Origin of the sequence: Burkholderia sp. BCC0405 (assembly GCF_902833075.1) — a bacterium.
Taxonomy (GTDB): Bacteria; Pseudomonadota; Gammaproteobacteria; order Burkholderiales; family Burkholderiaceae; genus Burkholderia.
This window is the reverse complement of sequence record NZ_CADFEO010000003.1, coordinates 1-14,259: the sequence shown is the minus strand read 5'-3', so window position 1 is coordinate 14,259 and position 14,259 is coordinate 1. Positions and strand designations below refer to the sequence as shown.

Here is a 14,259-nt window from a genome sequence, read left to right as displayed (position 1 = left end):
CGGCGAGCCGCGCTGTGCATGCAAAAAACGACAGCTACTTGATGAACGATTTCTGGCAACACTGTTCCGCACTGCTGGAGCGCGAGCTGACGCCCCAGCAGTACGTGACGTGGATCAAACCCTTGGCCCCGGTGGCCTTCGATGCGTCGGCGAACACGCTGTCCATCGCCGCGCCGAACCGCTTCAAGCTGGACTGGGTCAAGAGCCAGTTTTCGGGCCGGATCTCCGATCTGGCCCGGGATTTCTGGAATGCGCCGATCGAAGTCCAGTTCGTCCTCGATCCGAAGGCCGGCATGCGCAGCGCCGCGACGGGCGCCACGTCGGCCACCGCCCCGCGCGCGCCGCTGCAACCGGGCGGCCCGGCCGCCGCGGTGGCTGCGATCGCCGCGAACCTGAGCGCGAATGCCGCCGCTGCGCCCGCCGCGCCGGCCGACGTGCCGATGACGCCGCCGGCCGCCGCCGCGCACCACCTGAACGCCGACGACGCCGATATCGACCTGCCGAGCCTGCCCGCGCACGAGGCGGCCGCCGGCCGCCGCACGTGGCGCCCGGGCCCCGGTGCGGCCCCCGCCAACGGCGAAGCCGATTCGATGTACGAGCGCTCGAAGCTGAACCCCGTGCTCACGTTCGACAACTTCGTGACCGGCAAGGCGAACCAGTTGGCGCGCGCCGCCGCGATCCAGGTCGCGGACAACCCCGGCATCTCGTACAACCCGCTGTTCCTGTACGGCGGCGTCGGCCTCGGCAAGACCCACCTGATCCACGCGATCGGCAACCAGCTGCTGCTCGACAAGGCCGGCGCGCGGATCCGCTACATCCACGCCGAGCAATACGTGTCGGACGTGGTGAAGGCGTACCAGCGCAAGGCGTTCGACGACTTCAAGCGCTACTACCACTCGCTCGACCTGCTGCTGATCGACGATATCCAGTTCTTCTCCGGCAAATCGCGCACGCAAGAGGAATTCTTCTACGCGTTCGAGGCGCTGGTCGCGAACAAGGCGCAGGTGATCATCACCAGCGACACGTATCCGAAGGAAATCTCGGGCATCGACGATCGCCTGATCTCGCGCTTCGACTCGGGCCTCACCGTCGCGATCGAGCCGCCCGAGCTGGAAATGCGCGTCGCGATCCTGATGCGCAAGGCGCAGTCGGAAGGCGTGAACCTGTCGGAGGACGTCGCGTTCTTCGTCGCGAAGCACCTGCGCTCGAACGTGCGCGAGCTCGAGGGCGCACTGCGCAAGATCCTCGCGTATTCGAAGTTCCACGGCCGCGAGATCTCGATCGAGCTGACCAAGGAAGCGCTGAAGGATTTGCTGACCGTGCAGAACCGGCAGATTTCGGTCGAGAACATCCAGAAGACCGTCGCCGACTTCTACAACATCAAGGTCGCCGACATGTATTCGAAGAAGCGTCCCGCGAACATCGCGCGGCCGCGGCAGATCGCGATGTACCTCGCGAAGGAACTCACGCAGAAGAGCCTGCCGGAAATCGGCGAGCTGTTCGGCGGGCGCGATCACACCACCGTGCTGCACGCCGTGCGCAAGATCGCCGACGAGCGCAGCAAGGACGCGCAGCTCAACCACGAGCTGCACGTGCTGGAACAGACGCTGAAGGGCTGAGCGCGCGGGCGCGCTTGATCATTCGGCCTCCGCCCCAATTTAAGGGGGGCGGTTCGGTTTTGAGGCACAATACTGGTTTGACCGCTCCGGCGGTGGCGGGCCAAGAGCCCGGCCGGCGGGGCGCTGCGTGGCTGCTGCGCTGCAGGCCGTTACTCAACGAAGGAACTCTATGCAACTGGTCAAGACCGAACGAGACACCCTCCTCAGGCCGCTGCAAACGGTCAGCGGCATCGTCGAACGCCGCCATACGTTGCCGATCCTTGCCAACCTGCTGATCACCAAGAACGGCCCGGACGTTTCATTCCTGTCGACCGACCTGGAGCTGCAGATCACCACGCGCGCCGATTTCGGCGTCGGCGGCGACCAGGTGGCCACCACCGTCGCGGCCCGCAAGCTGCTCGACATCCTGCGTGCGATGCCTGACGGCCAGGTCACGCTGTCGCTCGCCGACAAGCGCCTCACCGTTCAATCGGGCAAGAGCCGTTTCGCACTGCAGACGCTGGCGGCCGACGAGTTCCCGACCGTCGCGCAGGCCAAGGATTTCGGCGCCACCCTCACCGTCCCGCAGAAGTCGTTCCGCCAGCTGCTCGGCATGGTGCACTTCGCGATGGCGCAGCAGGACATCCGCTACTACCTGAACGGCATGCTGCTCGTCGTCGACGGCGACCAGCTGATGGCCGTGGCCACCGACGGCCACCGCCTCGCGTTCTCGTCGATGAAGCTCGAAGGCGGCACGTTCGGCCGCCAGGAAGTCATCGTGCCGCGCAAGACGATTCTCGAGCTGCAACGCCTGCTCGAAGACATCGACGACACCGTCACCATCGACATCGCGCAAACCCAGGCCAAGTTCACGTTCGGCCAGGTCGAGCTCGTGTCGAAACTCGTCGAGGGCAAGTTCCCCGACTTCCAGCGCGTGATCCCGAAGGCGCACAAGAACACGTTCGAGATCGGCCGTGAAGAACTGCAGCGTTCGCTGCAACGCGCGGCAATCCTGACCTCGGACAAGTTCAAGGGCGTGCGCTGCATCATCGCACCGGGCCAGTTGAAGATCATGTCGACCAACGCCGATCAGGAAGAGGCGCAGGAAGAACTGGAAATCGCCTACCAGGGCGATACCGTCGACATCGGCTTCAACGTCACGTATCTGCTCGACGTGCTCGCGAACCTGAAGGTCGACACCGTGCAGGTGAGCCTCGGCGACGCCAGTTCGAGCGCGCTGATTACCGTGCCCGAGAACGACGAGTTCAAGTATGTCGTGATGCCGATGCGCATCTGACGCGCTCGACATCGCGACACACACCAGGGGGCGGCAAGCCCCTTTGGCGTTTTTATGGCGAACCGACAACCCGTCCCTTTGGTGCCCTAACGGCACCTCGGACGGGCCAGGAAACTGGAGCGGCCCGGCGATTTCTCGCTGAAACGCACCGCGCCGCCACGAGAGTGGCCCCGCAGAACCGGAAGATATCCATGAGTGAACAGCACAATTCGCAACCCGATAACAGCAGCTACGGCGCCTCGTCGATCCAGATCCTCGAAGGTCTGGAAGCGGTGCGCAAGCGCCCCGGGATGTACATCGGCGACACGTCGGACGGCACCGGTCTGCATCACCTCGTGTTCGAGGTGCTCGACAACTCGATCGACGAAGCGCTGGCCGGGTACTGCAACGACATCCAGGTGACGATTCACGTCGACAACTCGATTACCGTGACCGACAACGGCCGCGGGATTCCGACCGACGTGAAGATGAACGACAAGCACGAGCCGAAGCGCAGCGCCGCCGAGATCGTGATGACCGAGCTGCACGCCGGCGGCAAGTTCGACCAGAACAGCTACAAGGTGTCCGGCGGCCTGCACGGCGTGGGCGTGTCGTGCGTGAACGCACTGTCGAGCTGGCTGCGCCTCACCGTGCGCCGCAACGGCAAGAAGCATTTCATGGAGTTCCATCGCGGCATCGCGCAGGAGCGCGTGATCGAGAAGGTGGACGGCGTGGAAGTGTCGCCGATGCTGGTGACCGGCGATACCGAGAACCGCGGCACCGAAGTGCACTTCATGGCCGATCCGACCATTTTCGGCACGGTCGAGTATCACTACGACATCCTCGCGAAGCGCATGCGCGAGCTTTCGTTCCTGAACAACGGCGTGCGGATTCGTCTCACCGATCTGCGCTCGGGCAAGGAAGACGATTTCGCGTTCGCCGGCGGTGTGAAGGGCTTCGTCGAGTACATCAACAAGACGAAGACCAACCTGCACCCGACAGTTTTCCACGCGATCGGCGAGAAGGACGGCGTGGGGGTGGAAGTCGCGATGCAGTGGAACGACAGCTACAACGAAAACGTGCTGTGCTTCACGAACAACATTCCGCAGCGCGACGGCGGCACGCACCTGACCGGCCTGCGGGCCGCGATGACGCGCGTCATCAACAAGTACATCACCGACAACGAAATCGCGAAGAAGGCCAAGGTCGAGACGACCGGCGACGACATGCGCGAAGGGCTGTCGTGCGTGCTTTCCGTGAAGGTGCCGGAGCCGAAGTTCAGCTCGCAGACGAAGGACAAGCTGGTTTCGTCCGAAGTGCGGGCGCCGGTTGAGGAAGTCGTGGCCAAGGCGCTGGAAGAGTTCCTGCTGGAAACGCCGATCGACGCGAAGATCATCTGCGGGAAGATCGTCGAAGCCGCGCGTGCGCGCGATGCGGCACGGAAGGCTCGCGAGATGACGCGCCGCAAGGGCGTGCTCGACGGCGTCGGCCTGCCGGGCAAGCTCGCGGACTGCCAGGAGAAAGACCCGGCGAAGTGCGAAATCTACATCGTCGAGGGCGACTCGGCAGGCGGCTCGGCCAAGCAAGGGCGCGACCGCAAGTTCCAGGCGATCCTGCCGCTGCGCGGCAAGGTGCTGAACGTCGAGAAGGCGCGCTACGACAAGCTGCTGTCGTCGGAGCAGATCGTGACGCTGGTCACGGCGCTCGGGTGCGGGATCGGCAAGGACGATTACAACCTCGACAAGCTGCGCTATCACCGCATCATCATCATGACCGACGCGGACGTCGACGGTGCGCACATCCGGACGCTGCTGCTCACGTTCCTCTATCGCCAAATGCCGGACATGATCGAGCGCGGGTACGTGTATATCGCGCAGCCGCCGCTTTACAAGATCAAGGCGGGCAAGGACGAGCGGTATCTGAAGGATGATGTGGAGCTGAACGCGCATATGCTGCGGTTGGCGCTGCAAGGGTCGGAGCTGGTGCCTGGGGAGAATGCGGCGGCGATTTCCGGCGATGCGCTCGGGGAGCTGGCGCGGTCGTATCTGCTGTCGCAGAGCGTGATCGATCGGTTGAGCCGGTTGTATGACCCGGCGGCGCTCGAGGCGATCATGGATGGCGTGTCGATCGATCTTTCCAACGAGGCTTCGACGGAGGCTTCGGCGAAGGCTCTTCACGCTGCGTTGCATGACGAGGCTTTGAAGAACGAAGTGCGCGTGGTGCCTGCGTATGACGCGGTTCGGGAACAGCGGTCGCTGCATGTCGAACGTACCCATCACGGGAATGTGCGGGTTTCGGTTATCGATCAGGAGTTCCAGCACACGGCGGATTATCAACAGCTCGTGGCTACTGCGAATACGTTTACGGGGCTTATTGGGGAAGGGGCGGTTATCAAGCGTGGTGAGCGCAGCATGGCCGTGACGGACTTCAAGAGCGCGATGAAGTGGTTGCTGGCGGATGCCGAGCGGAATGTGTCGAAGCAGCGGTATAAGGGGCTGGGGGAGATGAACCCCGGGCAGCTTTGGGAAACGACGATGGATCCGGCGGTGCGGCGACTGCTGCGTGTGCAGATCGAGGACGCGATTGCTGCGGATGGGATCTTTACTACGCTCATGGGGGATGATGTCGAGCCGCGGAGAGCGTTTATCGAGTCGAATGCGTTGCGGGCGGGGAATATTGACGTCTAAACCCTTCAAATAGCGTCAAGTCTTCTTTACTCGTACTCTCGAACGCCCGGCGCACCGCGTCGGGCGTTTTGTATTTGTAGTCGTGGATGCCAGCAAATTTACCTAGCTGATGGGAGGCGCATCATAGTCCGCATTCACTCCTCGCCAACGCTGCGCTATCGGCTTTTTGACACCTCGCTCCAGGTTAGAACAGGCACCAACCTTGCGCCACATGATGACATCTCACAAGGCTCGGCTAGCGAGATCAACCAAATCCAACCAACCAAGCTTACGCAACGATACAAGTACTATCGCCCCTTTTAGCCACCAATTTCGTACGTCAAACTTATCAAATGGATCTCAGCCAATTCTAGGACAGACAATCATCGAAGAAGTGAACGCAAACAGGCAAGCGTTACTGCGAAGGTAGACCCGACTCCATCCCAAGACGATACTCAAACTCAGTAAGGCGAAGGCTCTAAATTGCCGTAGATCGACAGGGAAGAGGGCTACCGAAACCGCCATTGGCACCGCTCGGGGTCTTCCGCTCCGTAAGTCGACAGCTCGGTATTTTTCTGATACCCTGCCCCGAAGGAACGAGTCTTACGTCCCAAGTTAATATTCTTGAATTGATAACGAATGAAAGAAAATAAGCCTACCGTCATAGATTTGTTTTGCGGCTGCGGCGGCTTTTCGCTCGGGGCAGAATTAGCAGGCTTTCAATCTATTGTCGCAATTGATATTGAGCCGACTCTTCAATCAAGCTTCGGGCGAAATTTTCCCTATTCGAAGCCGGTTCAAGCGAACGTCGCAGATATTAATCGAGCAGATTGGAATATCCTTATCGGGGATCAAAGACCTGATGGAATAATAGGTGGTCCGCCGTGCCAAGGCTTCAGTCGAATTGGCAAGCGCAGCAAAGATGATCCAAGAAATACACTTATCCATCATTTTTACAGGCATGTACTTCTGTTGCAGCCTAAATTTTTCGTAATGGAAAACGTGGAAGGTTTGCTAGATGAAGATAATATTGGAGTTCTAGATGCCGCCATTGAAACTGTCAAACACAAGTATACGGTTTTGGGCCCATTCGTAGTAAACGCAGCAGATTTTGGGGCAGCGACCAATCGCCGTCGGACAGTTGTTGTCGGTTACGATTCAAACGAGTTGATGCTTCAGCAACATTTTTTCGATCAAGTAGCCGTAGAAAGAAAAGCAACCGTTCGAGACGCAATTGGTGATCTTTCCTCTCCGGTACCACGTAATCCTCACGATAAGAACGATTTTGGTTGGGCAAGTTACAATTCCAGCTCAATTGCTACAGTATCGGAGTACGCGAAAAGCCTCCGCCAACTTCCTCCGAAACATTTGGGCTGGTCAGATGCATTAAAGCGTCTGTCTTCTAACATGGTGTCTGGGATGTTTGAAACAAAGCATACAGAGGCGGTAAAAGCGCGGTATGGATCGATTCCCAACGGAAGTAGCGACAAGGTCAGCAAATCTTACCGCCTCAGTTGGGAGGGGCAATGCCCGACTATTCGCGCCGGTACGGGTTCGGAAAAAGGTGCATTTCAAGCTGTACGCCCACTACATCCGTCCGAACCTCGCGTCATCACGGTTAGAGAGGCCGCTCGGATGCAAGCTTTTCCAGATTGGTTCATTTTTCATCCTACCATTTGGCATAGCTTCCGGATGATTGGAAATAGTGTCTCACCAAGCGTTTCATTCGGCATTTTGTCGACAATATTAAGAAATCTTGGTCAAAGAAAACCATCCCACAATAAATTGGAACGCAGAGCCGCCTAAATCAAAAACGGGGAGCCGGTTATGGCAACAAGGAAAACAGCGAAATTTACCGTCGATACAACTCCAAGCAAAGAAGTAATAGTCGAAAGCCTTACGCGGGATATATCGATTGATGCTTGCATATTCGACCTAATCGATAACGCCGTCGATGCCGCAAGAAATTCAATTTTTACCAAGAAGAAAGAGAATGGCGATAACGATGAACTCCCCATCTCATACAAAAGTTACGAGATAAAAATACAGTTCAGCGCTGACGAATTCTCAATACAAGACAATTGCGGTGGAATTTCGATTGCGGACCTGAGAACATCGGTTCTTAGATTCGGCGAGCGCTCGGCCCATCAGCTTGGCATCGGGGTTTTCGGAATGGGATTGAACCGTGCGTTATTCAAAATCGGACGCACCAGTCACATTGTCACTGATACAGGTACTCAGCGAGCAGAGCTCGATCTAGATACAGGCAAATATCTTCGAACCAAAGGTTGGGCGCTTCCTGCAGTTGAAGTTCCAACTATAGGCAAAGCCGGCACCACCATAAAGATTAGCGGCCTGTCGACAGAGACCGCTCGAAGATTCGCCGATAGAGATGAAATTGAAAACTTCAGCAATGAGATAGGTCGGATCTATAGCCGCTTCATAGAAAAAGGATTGAAAATTCTTGTTAACAGGAAAATTGTTCAATCGTATGCTATTGAGATCCGGGAAAACGGCCCGTACGCCCCGGATCGAAAATTGTATAAAACAGAGGACGGCATTTCTATTTTCTTGCACGCGGGACAACATACGAAACACCGCTTCGGTGCTGAACCGGACTACGACAAGGAAGTTAACGGTCAAATTACCAATGAATTCGGCTGGACAATTTATTGCAATGATCGCGTTGTCGTAAGTCACGATAGATCCTCTAAAACCGGCTGGTATACTAAATTTCACACCGAGTTCTATGGCTTTGTCGGTGAAGTAAATTTTGTGGGTGATCCGGCAAAACTCCCATGGACGACTACGAAGGAAGATGTCGATCTTAACAATTCGGCATATCAAACTGCTCTCGATGATATGCGTCGCTTTGCAGAAAACTGGCGAAGTAATGCAACCGATGCAAAGAAAAAGAAGAAGCAGCATATTCCGCTGAATCCACCACCGCCCAAAGACAAGCCCACAAAAAAGGAACCTCCCGCAGGTATTCCGAGGCCGGTGATTAAGAAGAAAGTGATCGAGAAAATCGACCATCATCAGGTAGCAACAATTTTACCCGCTGATATCGATGAAAAACACTGTAATGATAAGCACCTTGCCCTCGTCCATGAGGCGAAGCAGTTCATACTCGGCGATTTCGTCTACTCGGGACTGGTTCTAATTAGAATACTGTTTGAGACGACAGTAGTCACTTACATGATACGTCACAATTCATTCGACGAATTCAGTGAGCACATCAAAAAGGAACGAAAAAAATCTAGAAATTCAAGCGTGGAAACAGATTCAACACAAAATAATCCAAGCATTCTTCCAAGCCTTGACGAGGCGCTCACTTACCTTGCGAAAAATCCCGATGTTTTCGGAGCAGGAAAAGATCAATATTTGCGGCACAGCCTAACTAGAATGCAGTACCATAAGAAGATGCTTAATAGTGCAGCACATAACGCTTACCAGCCAATTACTCGATCCGAGGCGTTTCAGATTCGGGATGAAATCCTCCCTATCCTACGCCACTTAATAGAAAGTTAACGCGATCGATCGGAATCGCACGATTATTTCACAGAAGGAATTTTTTAATTTCCGACTGAAGCATTGAAAGATCGCCGATCTGGCACTGCCATATTACTAAGACATGCCAACCGGCCGACTCTAGATCACGAATTACTCTCGAATCGCGATCTACGTTGGCCCTTATTTTATCCCCCCAAAACTCTATATTAGTTTTTGGCAGCTGCCCCTTCCTACATCCGTGCCCGTGCCAAAAGCAACCGTGAACGAATACAATTTTTTTAGTTTTTCTAAATACGATATCTGGCTTTCCAGGTAGATCTTTCACATGCAATCTATAACGGAACCCTAATGAATAAATATACTTCCGAACACGCATCTCGATAGAAGTGTCTTTGGAGTGTATGCGTCGCATTATTTCGCTTCTTCGATTCGGCGAAACTCTGTCCATATCTCGCCCCTCAATTTTTCCAATAATCCGTAAAATAAAAATTACATCGACCGACAAATCATTAAGCGTGTGCCGAAAATTCTATACACGATTGTTTTTTTCGGCCTCGATTAGCTGGCCCCCTCCGCTCCTATCATCCTAGCTGACAATTTCGAAGTTGGTTCGGCTTGTTGAGCACCTCCTTGTCGAGCCTTTCAGCGTAGCTCTTGATACGAGCAATCCAGTTTGTCAGATACTGATACCGTGCTGCGCATCGATCCAACTCGGGCTTGATTTTCTGCGTCGTTACAAGCCTCTCACCTGCGCGCTTGGCCTAAGCGATGTCGACATCAAGCAGCTTGCCCTTGAATCGATCAGCCCCGCCCGGGAATTCGCCCCTGGTGGAGATGTAACTCGCCAGTTTGTCGTAGCCCATCACATGTTCGGTGATGCTCATGCTCGCCCCCGGGACCCGGGACCACAGCTTTTTTTGGGGCGCGCCTCTCGCATCGCGTCGATCGGTCCGAGCCGAAGCACTTGCAAATACGGAGCGAGGATGATCGTGTAACAGCGCCGATCGACAAACCCATCTTTGCCCGGCTCTTCCGCCGCCACGAACACGACACACGGGCGGGTATCAATGCCAGGGACGCCGTATTGTGACCCCGCGCGATCGTTCGGCGGGGTTCGGTAAAGATGGTCGCTCATCGCGCCCACCTTTGCAGCGCTTGAAAGCCAATCGCGATGTCGAGCGGCTGAGGGGCGTCAGTATGAACGCGCTCAGGCCATCGATCAGCGCTTTGTACGTGACGCGCGATGCAGTAAGAAGTGACATGGCACACAGGATAGCGGCTTGCAGCAAACAGCTTGGGGCATCCCCGGATACCTCCGCCATCAACCTGCCATTGAATCGATCCCGACGGTCGCCCGCCACCGGTTGATGTCACCCGGCTGTCACCCGCGTACCAATTGGCAGCAACTCATCGCCCGTCATCGGGGTACTCGATCCTCAACCGCTCTCGATAACGGGCGTCCCTAGTTCGAATCGCATCGGTCCATTCCGCCCACCCCTCCTTGCCCAGATAAGTGTGGGCCGACGATCTCCGTCCATCGATAAAAGCATCCTGCTCAACCAGACTCAGACTCACCCAGTACCGATCCCACACATTCTCATACCAGTACTGCGCGTCGCCCTGGAGGTTGTATATCAACGGGCCGAGTTCGTACCACGCAAGCCACGGTGGTGGCGGATTGAATCCGGCTGCCGAAACTGAGCGAACAAGCTCGACATCGTTCGTCAGCAAACTAACCTGCTTCCCGGAGAAGCGATCGACACCGGAAAAGAATGCGTGAATCGACCCGGCTCGCACGAACTGGCGTGGCCCCACTCGCATCCTGCCAGCGGCCACAAGATTGACGTAGACCGGGAACTGCTCGACTTCGACATCCCGCGTCACGCAGAACGCTTTGACGCCAAGGCCCCCCATCCATACCGCCCCGGGATAGTCCGGAAACGACTCCGTTTGAAGTGTCTCCGGCGTTCCTGCGAACGTCTTGCGCAAGTACGTCAGATCCGCCTCGAAAAGCTCCTCAATTGCCATCTGTTGCTGCTCGAACAGCTCTCGCGACGCACGCCTGCTCTGGCGCCCATCCATGAAGTCGGCGAACATTCTCTTCAAGTTCGACACATCAACTCCCTGTCATTTGCCGACGATCTCGTCAGCAGCAAGGGCGCCTCCGAAATACCCGATGGATCCGAAAACCAGGCCACCGACAAGTCCCGTGATCACTGCACCCGGTCCAGTCTCAATGCCGACCAGCGCTCCGGCAGCTGCGCCCATCTTCCAGCCAGCAATAGCACCGCCCCAGCCGCCCATCTGACGAATCACCTCTTTCTCAATTGGCTTCACGGACTTCGCCTTGAACGACTCGTTTGTAGCAACGGAAAGATCGTACGCGGTGAACCCGATTCCAATGACTTGAACCACGCGTGCGAACTTGACCAGACCGAGCGTGACAGCCAGCCCGCGCGTGGTGTAAATCCCAGACGACGGAACCATCGGATTCGGCTTGATGAGCACCTCCTTGTCGAGCCCTTCCGCATAACTCTTGATACGGGCAATCCTGTTTTTCAGGTGAGGGTACTCCGTCGCGTATCTATCCAACGCAAGCCTGATCTCCTGCGTCGTTACAAGCTTGGCGCCCGCACGCTTGGCTTGCGCGATGTCGACGTAAAGCACCTTGCCCTTGAATCGCTCAGCTCCACCTGGAAAGTCACTGCTAGTGGAAATGTAGCTCGTCAGCTTTTCGTAGCCCATCACGTGCTCGGCGATACTCGCGCTCGAACCCGGCCCCCTGGGCCACAACCCGTATTTTTCCGGGTGCACTTCCCGCATCGCCTCGAGCGGCCCCAGGCGAAGTGACTGCAAGTACGGATCGTGAATGGTCGTGTAGCAGCGTCGAACGAGAAACCCGTCTTTACCTGGCTCGTCTACCACCACAAGCACGAACACGCGCGCGGGCATCAGATGCCCGAGGACGTCATATTGTGATCCCGATCGATCGTTTGTCGGCGCTCGGTAAATGTAGTCGCTCATCGCGCCCACCTTTCCAGAGCTTGAACGCCTACCGCGATGTCGAGCTGTTGAGGGTTGTCTGTATAGACGCGAGGGCAGTACCCCTGGCTATCGGTTAGCCCTTTGTACGTGGCACCGGTTGCGGAACGAATGTGATACGGCACGCCGGATATTGGATTTCCAGCACGATCCACAACTCGCACCTGCTCGTCGTACGATTCGCGACGACGCTTCGAGAGCGGATTTCCCGCGGGGCCGAAGCCCATCTCGGCGAGTTCGCCTGATGTGAAGTCCAGACAAGCGGTATCTTGAGACGCCCGCATCACTGGGCGGGGATGGCAGCGACAAGCACACAGATCACCATCTAGCGCAGCGTGCTTGCCCATGAGTGAGTCTGGCCGTCGTGGCCCGTGACCAACGATGACGCCAATCGAGTCGCACGCCGAGCAGTAAACTTCGGCCCCCAGAAACGTCACCGGCGTACCGTGATGCTTGAAGAAGTCCATGCCCTCCAGGACGACTCCGCCGTTAGACGAACGGTCTCCTTTCTTGAGATAGAACCGTTTCATTCTTCTTCGCCTTATTTTATTAGGTATGCGAAGTCATATCATGCAGATCATCACAAAACTATTGGACAGGTACGAAACCCTATCTACGGCCTGCGCAGATCAACTCGCTACATCTACCGATCGGCCAATCCGCACATCACGGTGATTTATGAGATGCGACAGACACTACACTGTCCATACACACTGATCGACGTATCCACCTCGCACCTCTTCGACTGCTCCATTACACCTATGACTTTTCCGGATCGACTCGCAACCTTTCGCAAGCAGAGAGGGTTCACTCAAAAGCAACTGGCCGATCGTGCAAAGGTTCATATGGTGCAGATCAATCGATATGAAGCCGGGCTGACATGTCCGAATCTCGACGTGATGAAACGTCTCGCAATCGCTCTGTGTGTAAGCACCGACTCGTTGCTGTTTGATTCGAGCGAGCTTCGACTAGACGAGGACTTTCGCCCGATTTTTGAAGGCTTGCGAGCACTCGGCCCCGACGACAAGCTCGTCGCCAAATCGGTACTTGAGGCGCTGCTTCTCAAGCATCGAATGTCTGTCGGCGGTCCCGTAGCACCAGCAGTGGGGAAGATCGTTTCTCTCTGAAACGCGAATCCAATGAAAAACTGAAGAGAGCAAAGCAGTAAAAGCGCGGGCCGCATGGGCTGCCACCCATACGACCCGCTGACCACAACCAACTCATCATCGGAGTCGGAAATGGCTAACGCCTATAGTAAGTCACGTCCCAAGAAGCTCAAACAGTATCCCGAGGTTGAGCTAACCCTCGGCAACAAGCCGGACCTTCCCCAGGATGGCCAACCGTACATGCCATGGATGCGCGCCATCGACGCGCATTTCGAGATGTTCGGATTCAAGCCGGGTGATCGCGTCTATCTTCGGTTCAGCTTTGCTTCCCGAAGGGTCATCATCACGCCCGACTACAGCGCGCTGAACTGGCGAGAGCAGCCCTATGGTGCAGCTGCCCAGGAAGAGGATGAGGCTGAGGACTACGCAGCGCTGGCCGCTTTGCGCGGCTCTACTGTCTGGTGATGGCTCGGCGTGCAGCACTTCGGCACACGCGTTGACGCAAATGGTCCGCGGTGAGGCTGCAGGCAACTTCAACAATCGTCACAACTGACGAGAAGTTGCGTTCCGTCTTCTCCGCATCCTGCGGCATCGCGAGCATCAATGCGTGCAGCACGACATGCAGCCATGCCGAATACGCCGCGCGCATTTCCGTCGCCCCAATGCAAAAACCCCCGCCTGTTCGGGCGGGGGTTTCTGGCTTAGGGAGCCTGACGATTACCTACTTTCACACGGGAATCCGCACTATCATCGGCGTAGAGTCGTTTCACGGTCCTGTTCGGGATGGGAAGGGGTGGGACCGACTCGCTATGGTCATCAGGCAAAGAGGGTTGTTCTGCTGGCGCGGCCAACAGAACCAATCTGGGAAGAAGCAGTAATTTTGAGTTGTGTGTATCACACACGAGAATCCAACCTGTCGCTTTGGATCGCGGCCGGTGCTGTCGCACGGCGCCGATCTACAAGGCAGACTTGTTATAGGATCAAGCCTTACGGGCAATTAGTATCAGTTAGCTGAACGCATTACTGCGCTTACACACCTGACCTATCAACGTCCTGGT

The 14,259-nt window shown here is 56.4% G+C and carries 11 protein-coding genes and 2 rRNA genes; 7 read left to right on the top strand and 6 right to left on the bottom strand.

Annotated features, from left to right (window positions below):
• The first annotated feature begins 41 nt into the window (after positions 1 to 41).
• The 5 genes from dnaA to HWX36_RS05285 all read left to right on the top strand — a co-directional run bounded on the left by dnaA (position 42) and on the right by HWX36_RS05285 (position 9,071).
• Complete coding sequence (dnaA, locus tag HWX36_RS05305; RefSeq protein ID WP_244136327.1) at positions 42 to 1,619, top strand: chromosomal replication initiator protein DnaA; 1,578 nt, start codon at positions 42 to 44, stop codon at positions 1,617 to 1,619.
• A 169-nt stretch (positions 1,620 to 1,788) separates the two neighbouring features.
• The gene (gene dnaN / locus HWX36_RS05300) at positions 1,789 to 2,895 is read left to right on the top strand and encodes a DNA polymerase III subunit beta (protein ID WP_006756934.1); all 1,107 of its coding nucleotides are present in this window, start codon (positions 1,789 to 1,791) and stop codon (positions 2,893 to 2,895) included.
• A gap of 191 nt (positions 2,896 to 3,086) precedes the next feature.
• Positions 3,087 to 5,561: a DNA topoisomerase (ATP-hydrolyzing) subunit B gene (gyrB, locus tag HWX36_RS05295; RefSeq protein ID WP_175951185.1), complete on the top strand. Its 2,475-nt coding sequence runs from the start codon at positions 3,087 to 3,089 to the stop codon at positions 5,559 to 5,561.
• A gap of 618 nt (positions 5,562 to 6,179) precedes the next feature.
• Positions 6,180 to 7,346, top strand: coding sequence for a DNA cytosine methyltransferase (locus HWX36_RS05290; RefSeq protein WP_175951184.1), 1,167 nt, complete (start codon positions 6,180 to 6,182; stop codon positions 7,344 to 7,346).
• Positions 7,347 to 7,367: 21 nt separating this feature from the next.
• Entirely contained in the window at positions 7,368 to 9,071 is a 1,704-nt protein-coding gene (locus HWX36_RS05285; protein ID WP_175951183.1) for an ATP-binding protein, read from the top strand.
• A gap of 28 nt (positions 9,072 to 9,099) precedes the next feature.
• Here HWX36_RS05285 and HWX36_RS05280 read toward each other — a convergent pair whose 3' ends face one another.
• The 4 genes from HWX36_RS05280 to HWX36_RS05270 all read right to left on the bottom strand — a co-directional run bounded on the left by HWX36_RS05280 (position 9,100) and on the right by HWX36_RS05270 (position 12,077).
• Positions 9,100 to 9,501: a very short patch repair endonuclease gene (locus tag HWX36_RS05280; RefSeq protein ID WP_175951493.1), complete on the bottom strand. Its 402-nt coding sequence runs from the start codon at positions 9,499 to 9,501 to the stop codon at positions 9,100 to 9,102.
• 313 nt (positions 9,502 to 9,814) lie between these two features.
• On the bottom strand, positions 9,815 to 9,937 hold the full coding sequence (locus tag HWX36_RS37580) for a hypothetical protein (RefSeq protein WP_279613377.1): 123 nt from the start codon (positions 9,935 to 9,937) through the stop codon (positions 9,815 to 9,817).
• Positions 9,938 to 10,460: 523 nt separating this feature from the next.
• On the bottom strand, positions 10,461 to 11,150 hold the full coding sequence (locus HWX36_RS05275; protein WP_175951182.1) for a hypothetical protein: 690 nt from the start codon (positions 11,148 to 11,150) through the stop codon (positions 10,461 to 10,463).
• 30 nt (positions 11,151 to 11,180) lie between these two features.
• A complete protein-coding gene (locus HWX36_RS05270) occupies positions 11,181 to 12,077 on the bottom strand; it encodes a glycine zipper family protein (protein ID WP_175951181.1) in 897 nt (298 codons plus the stop codon).
• A 467-nt stretch (positions 12,078 to 12,544) separates the two neighbouring features.
• On the opposite strand from HWX36_RS05270, the gene HWX36_RS37010 reads away from it, so the two are divergent.
• Positions 12,545 to 13,222, top strand: a complete 678-nt coding sequence (locus HWX36_RS37010; protein WP_244136325.1) for a helix-turn-helix transcriptional regulator — start codon at positions 12,545 to 12,547, stop codon at positions 13,220 to 13,222.
• 111 nt (positions 13,223 to 13,333) lie between these two features.
• Positions 13,334 to 13,666 (top strand): hypothetical protein, encoded by a 333-nt coding sequence (locus tag HWX36_RS05255; RefSeq protein WP_175951178.1) that lies wholly within the window; start codon positions 13,334 to 13,336, stop codon positions 13,664 to 13,666.
• Between the two features lie 243 nt (positions 13,667 to 13,909).
• Here HWX36_RS05255 and rrf read toward each other — a convergent pair.
• Both rrf and HWX36_RS05245 read right to left on the bottom strand, forming a co-directional pair.
• Positions 13,910 to 14,022, bottom strand: a 5S ribosomal RNA gene (gene rrf / locus HWX36_RS05250).
• A 155-nt stretch (positions 14,023 to 14,177) separates the two neighbouring features.
• Positions 14,178 to 14,259: ribosomal RNA gene (locus tag HWX36_RS05245) — 23S ribosomal RNA — on the bottom strand; the annotation flags it as partial.

Bases quoted from the DNA above. Each gene is read 5' to 3' on its own strand.
- dnaA (WP_244136327.1), top strand. From the start codon at position 42: ATGAACGATTTCTGGCAACACTGTTCCGCACTGCTGGAGCGCGAGCTG.
- dnaN (WP_006756934.1), top strand. From the start codon at position 1,789: ATGCAACTGGTCAAGACCGAACGAGACACCCTCCTCAGGCCGCTGCAA.
- gyrB (WP_175951185.1), top strand. From the start codon at position 3,087: ATGAGTGAACAGCACAATTCGCAACCCGATAACAGCAGCTACGGCGCC.
- HWX36_RS05290 (WP_175951184.1), top strand. From the start codon at position 6,180: ATGAAAGAAAATAAGCCTACCGTCATAGATTTGTTTTGCGGCTGCGGC.
- HWX36_RS05285 (WP_175951183.1), top strand. From the start codon at position 7,368: ATGGCAACAAGGAAAACAGCGAAATTTACCGTCGATACAACTCCAAGC.
- HWX36_RS05280 (WP_175951493.1), bottom strand. From the start codon at position 9,501: ATGGACAGAGTTTCGCCGAATCGAAGAAGCGAAATAATGCGACGCATA.
- HWX36_RS37580 (WP_279613377.1), bottom strand. From the start codon at position 9,937: ATGAGCATCACCGAACATGTGATGGGCTACGACAAACTGGCGAGTTAC.
- HWX36_RS05275 (WP_175951182.1), bottom strand. From the start codon at position 11,150: ATGTTCGCCGACTTCATGGATGGGCGCCAGAGCAGGCGTGCGTCGCGA.
- HWX36_RS05270 (WP_175951181.1), bottom strand. From the start codon at position 12,077: ATGAGCGACTACATTTACCGAGCGCCGACAAACGATCGATCGGGATCA.
- HWX36_RS37010 (WP_244136325.1), top strand. From the start codon at position 12,545: ATGCTTGAAGAAGTCCATGCCCTCCAGGACGACTCCGCCGTTAGACGA.
- HWX36_RS05255 (WP_175951178.1), top strand. From the start codon at position 13,334: ATGGCTAACGCCTATAGTAAGTCACGTCCCAAGAAGCTCAAACAGTAT.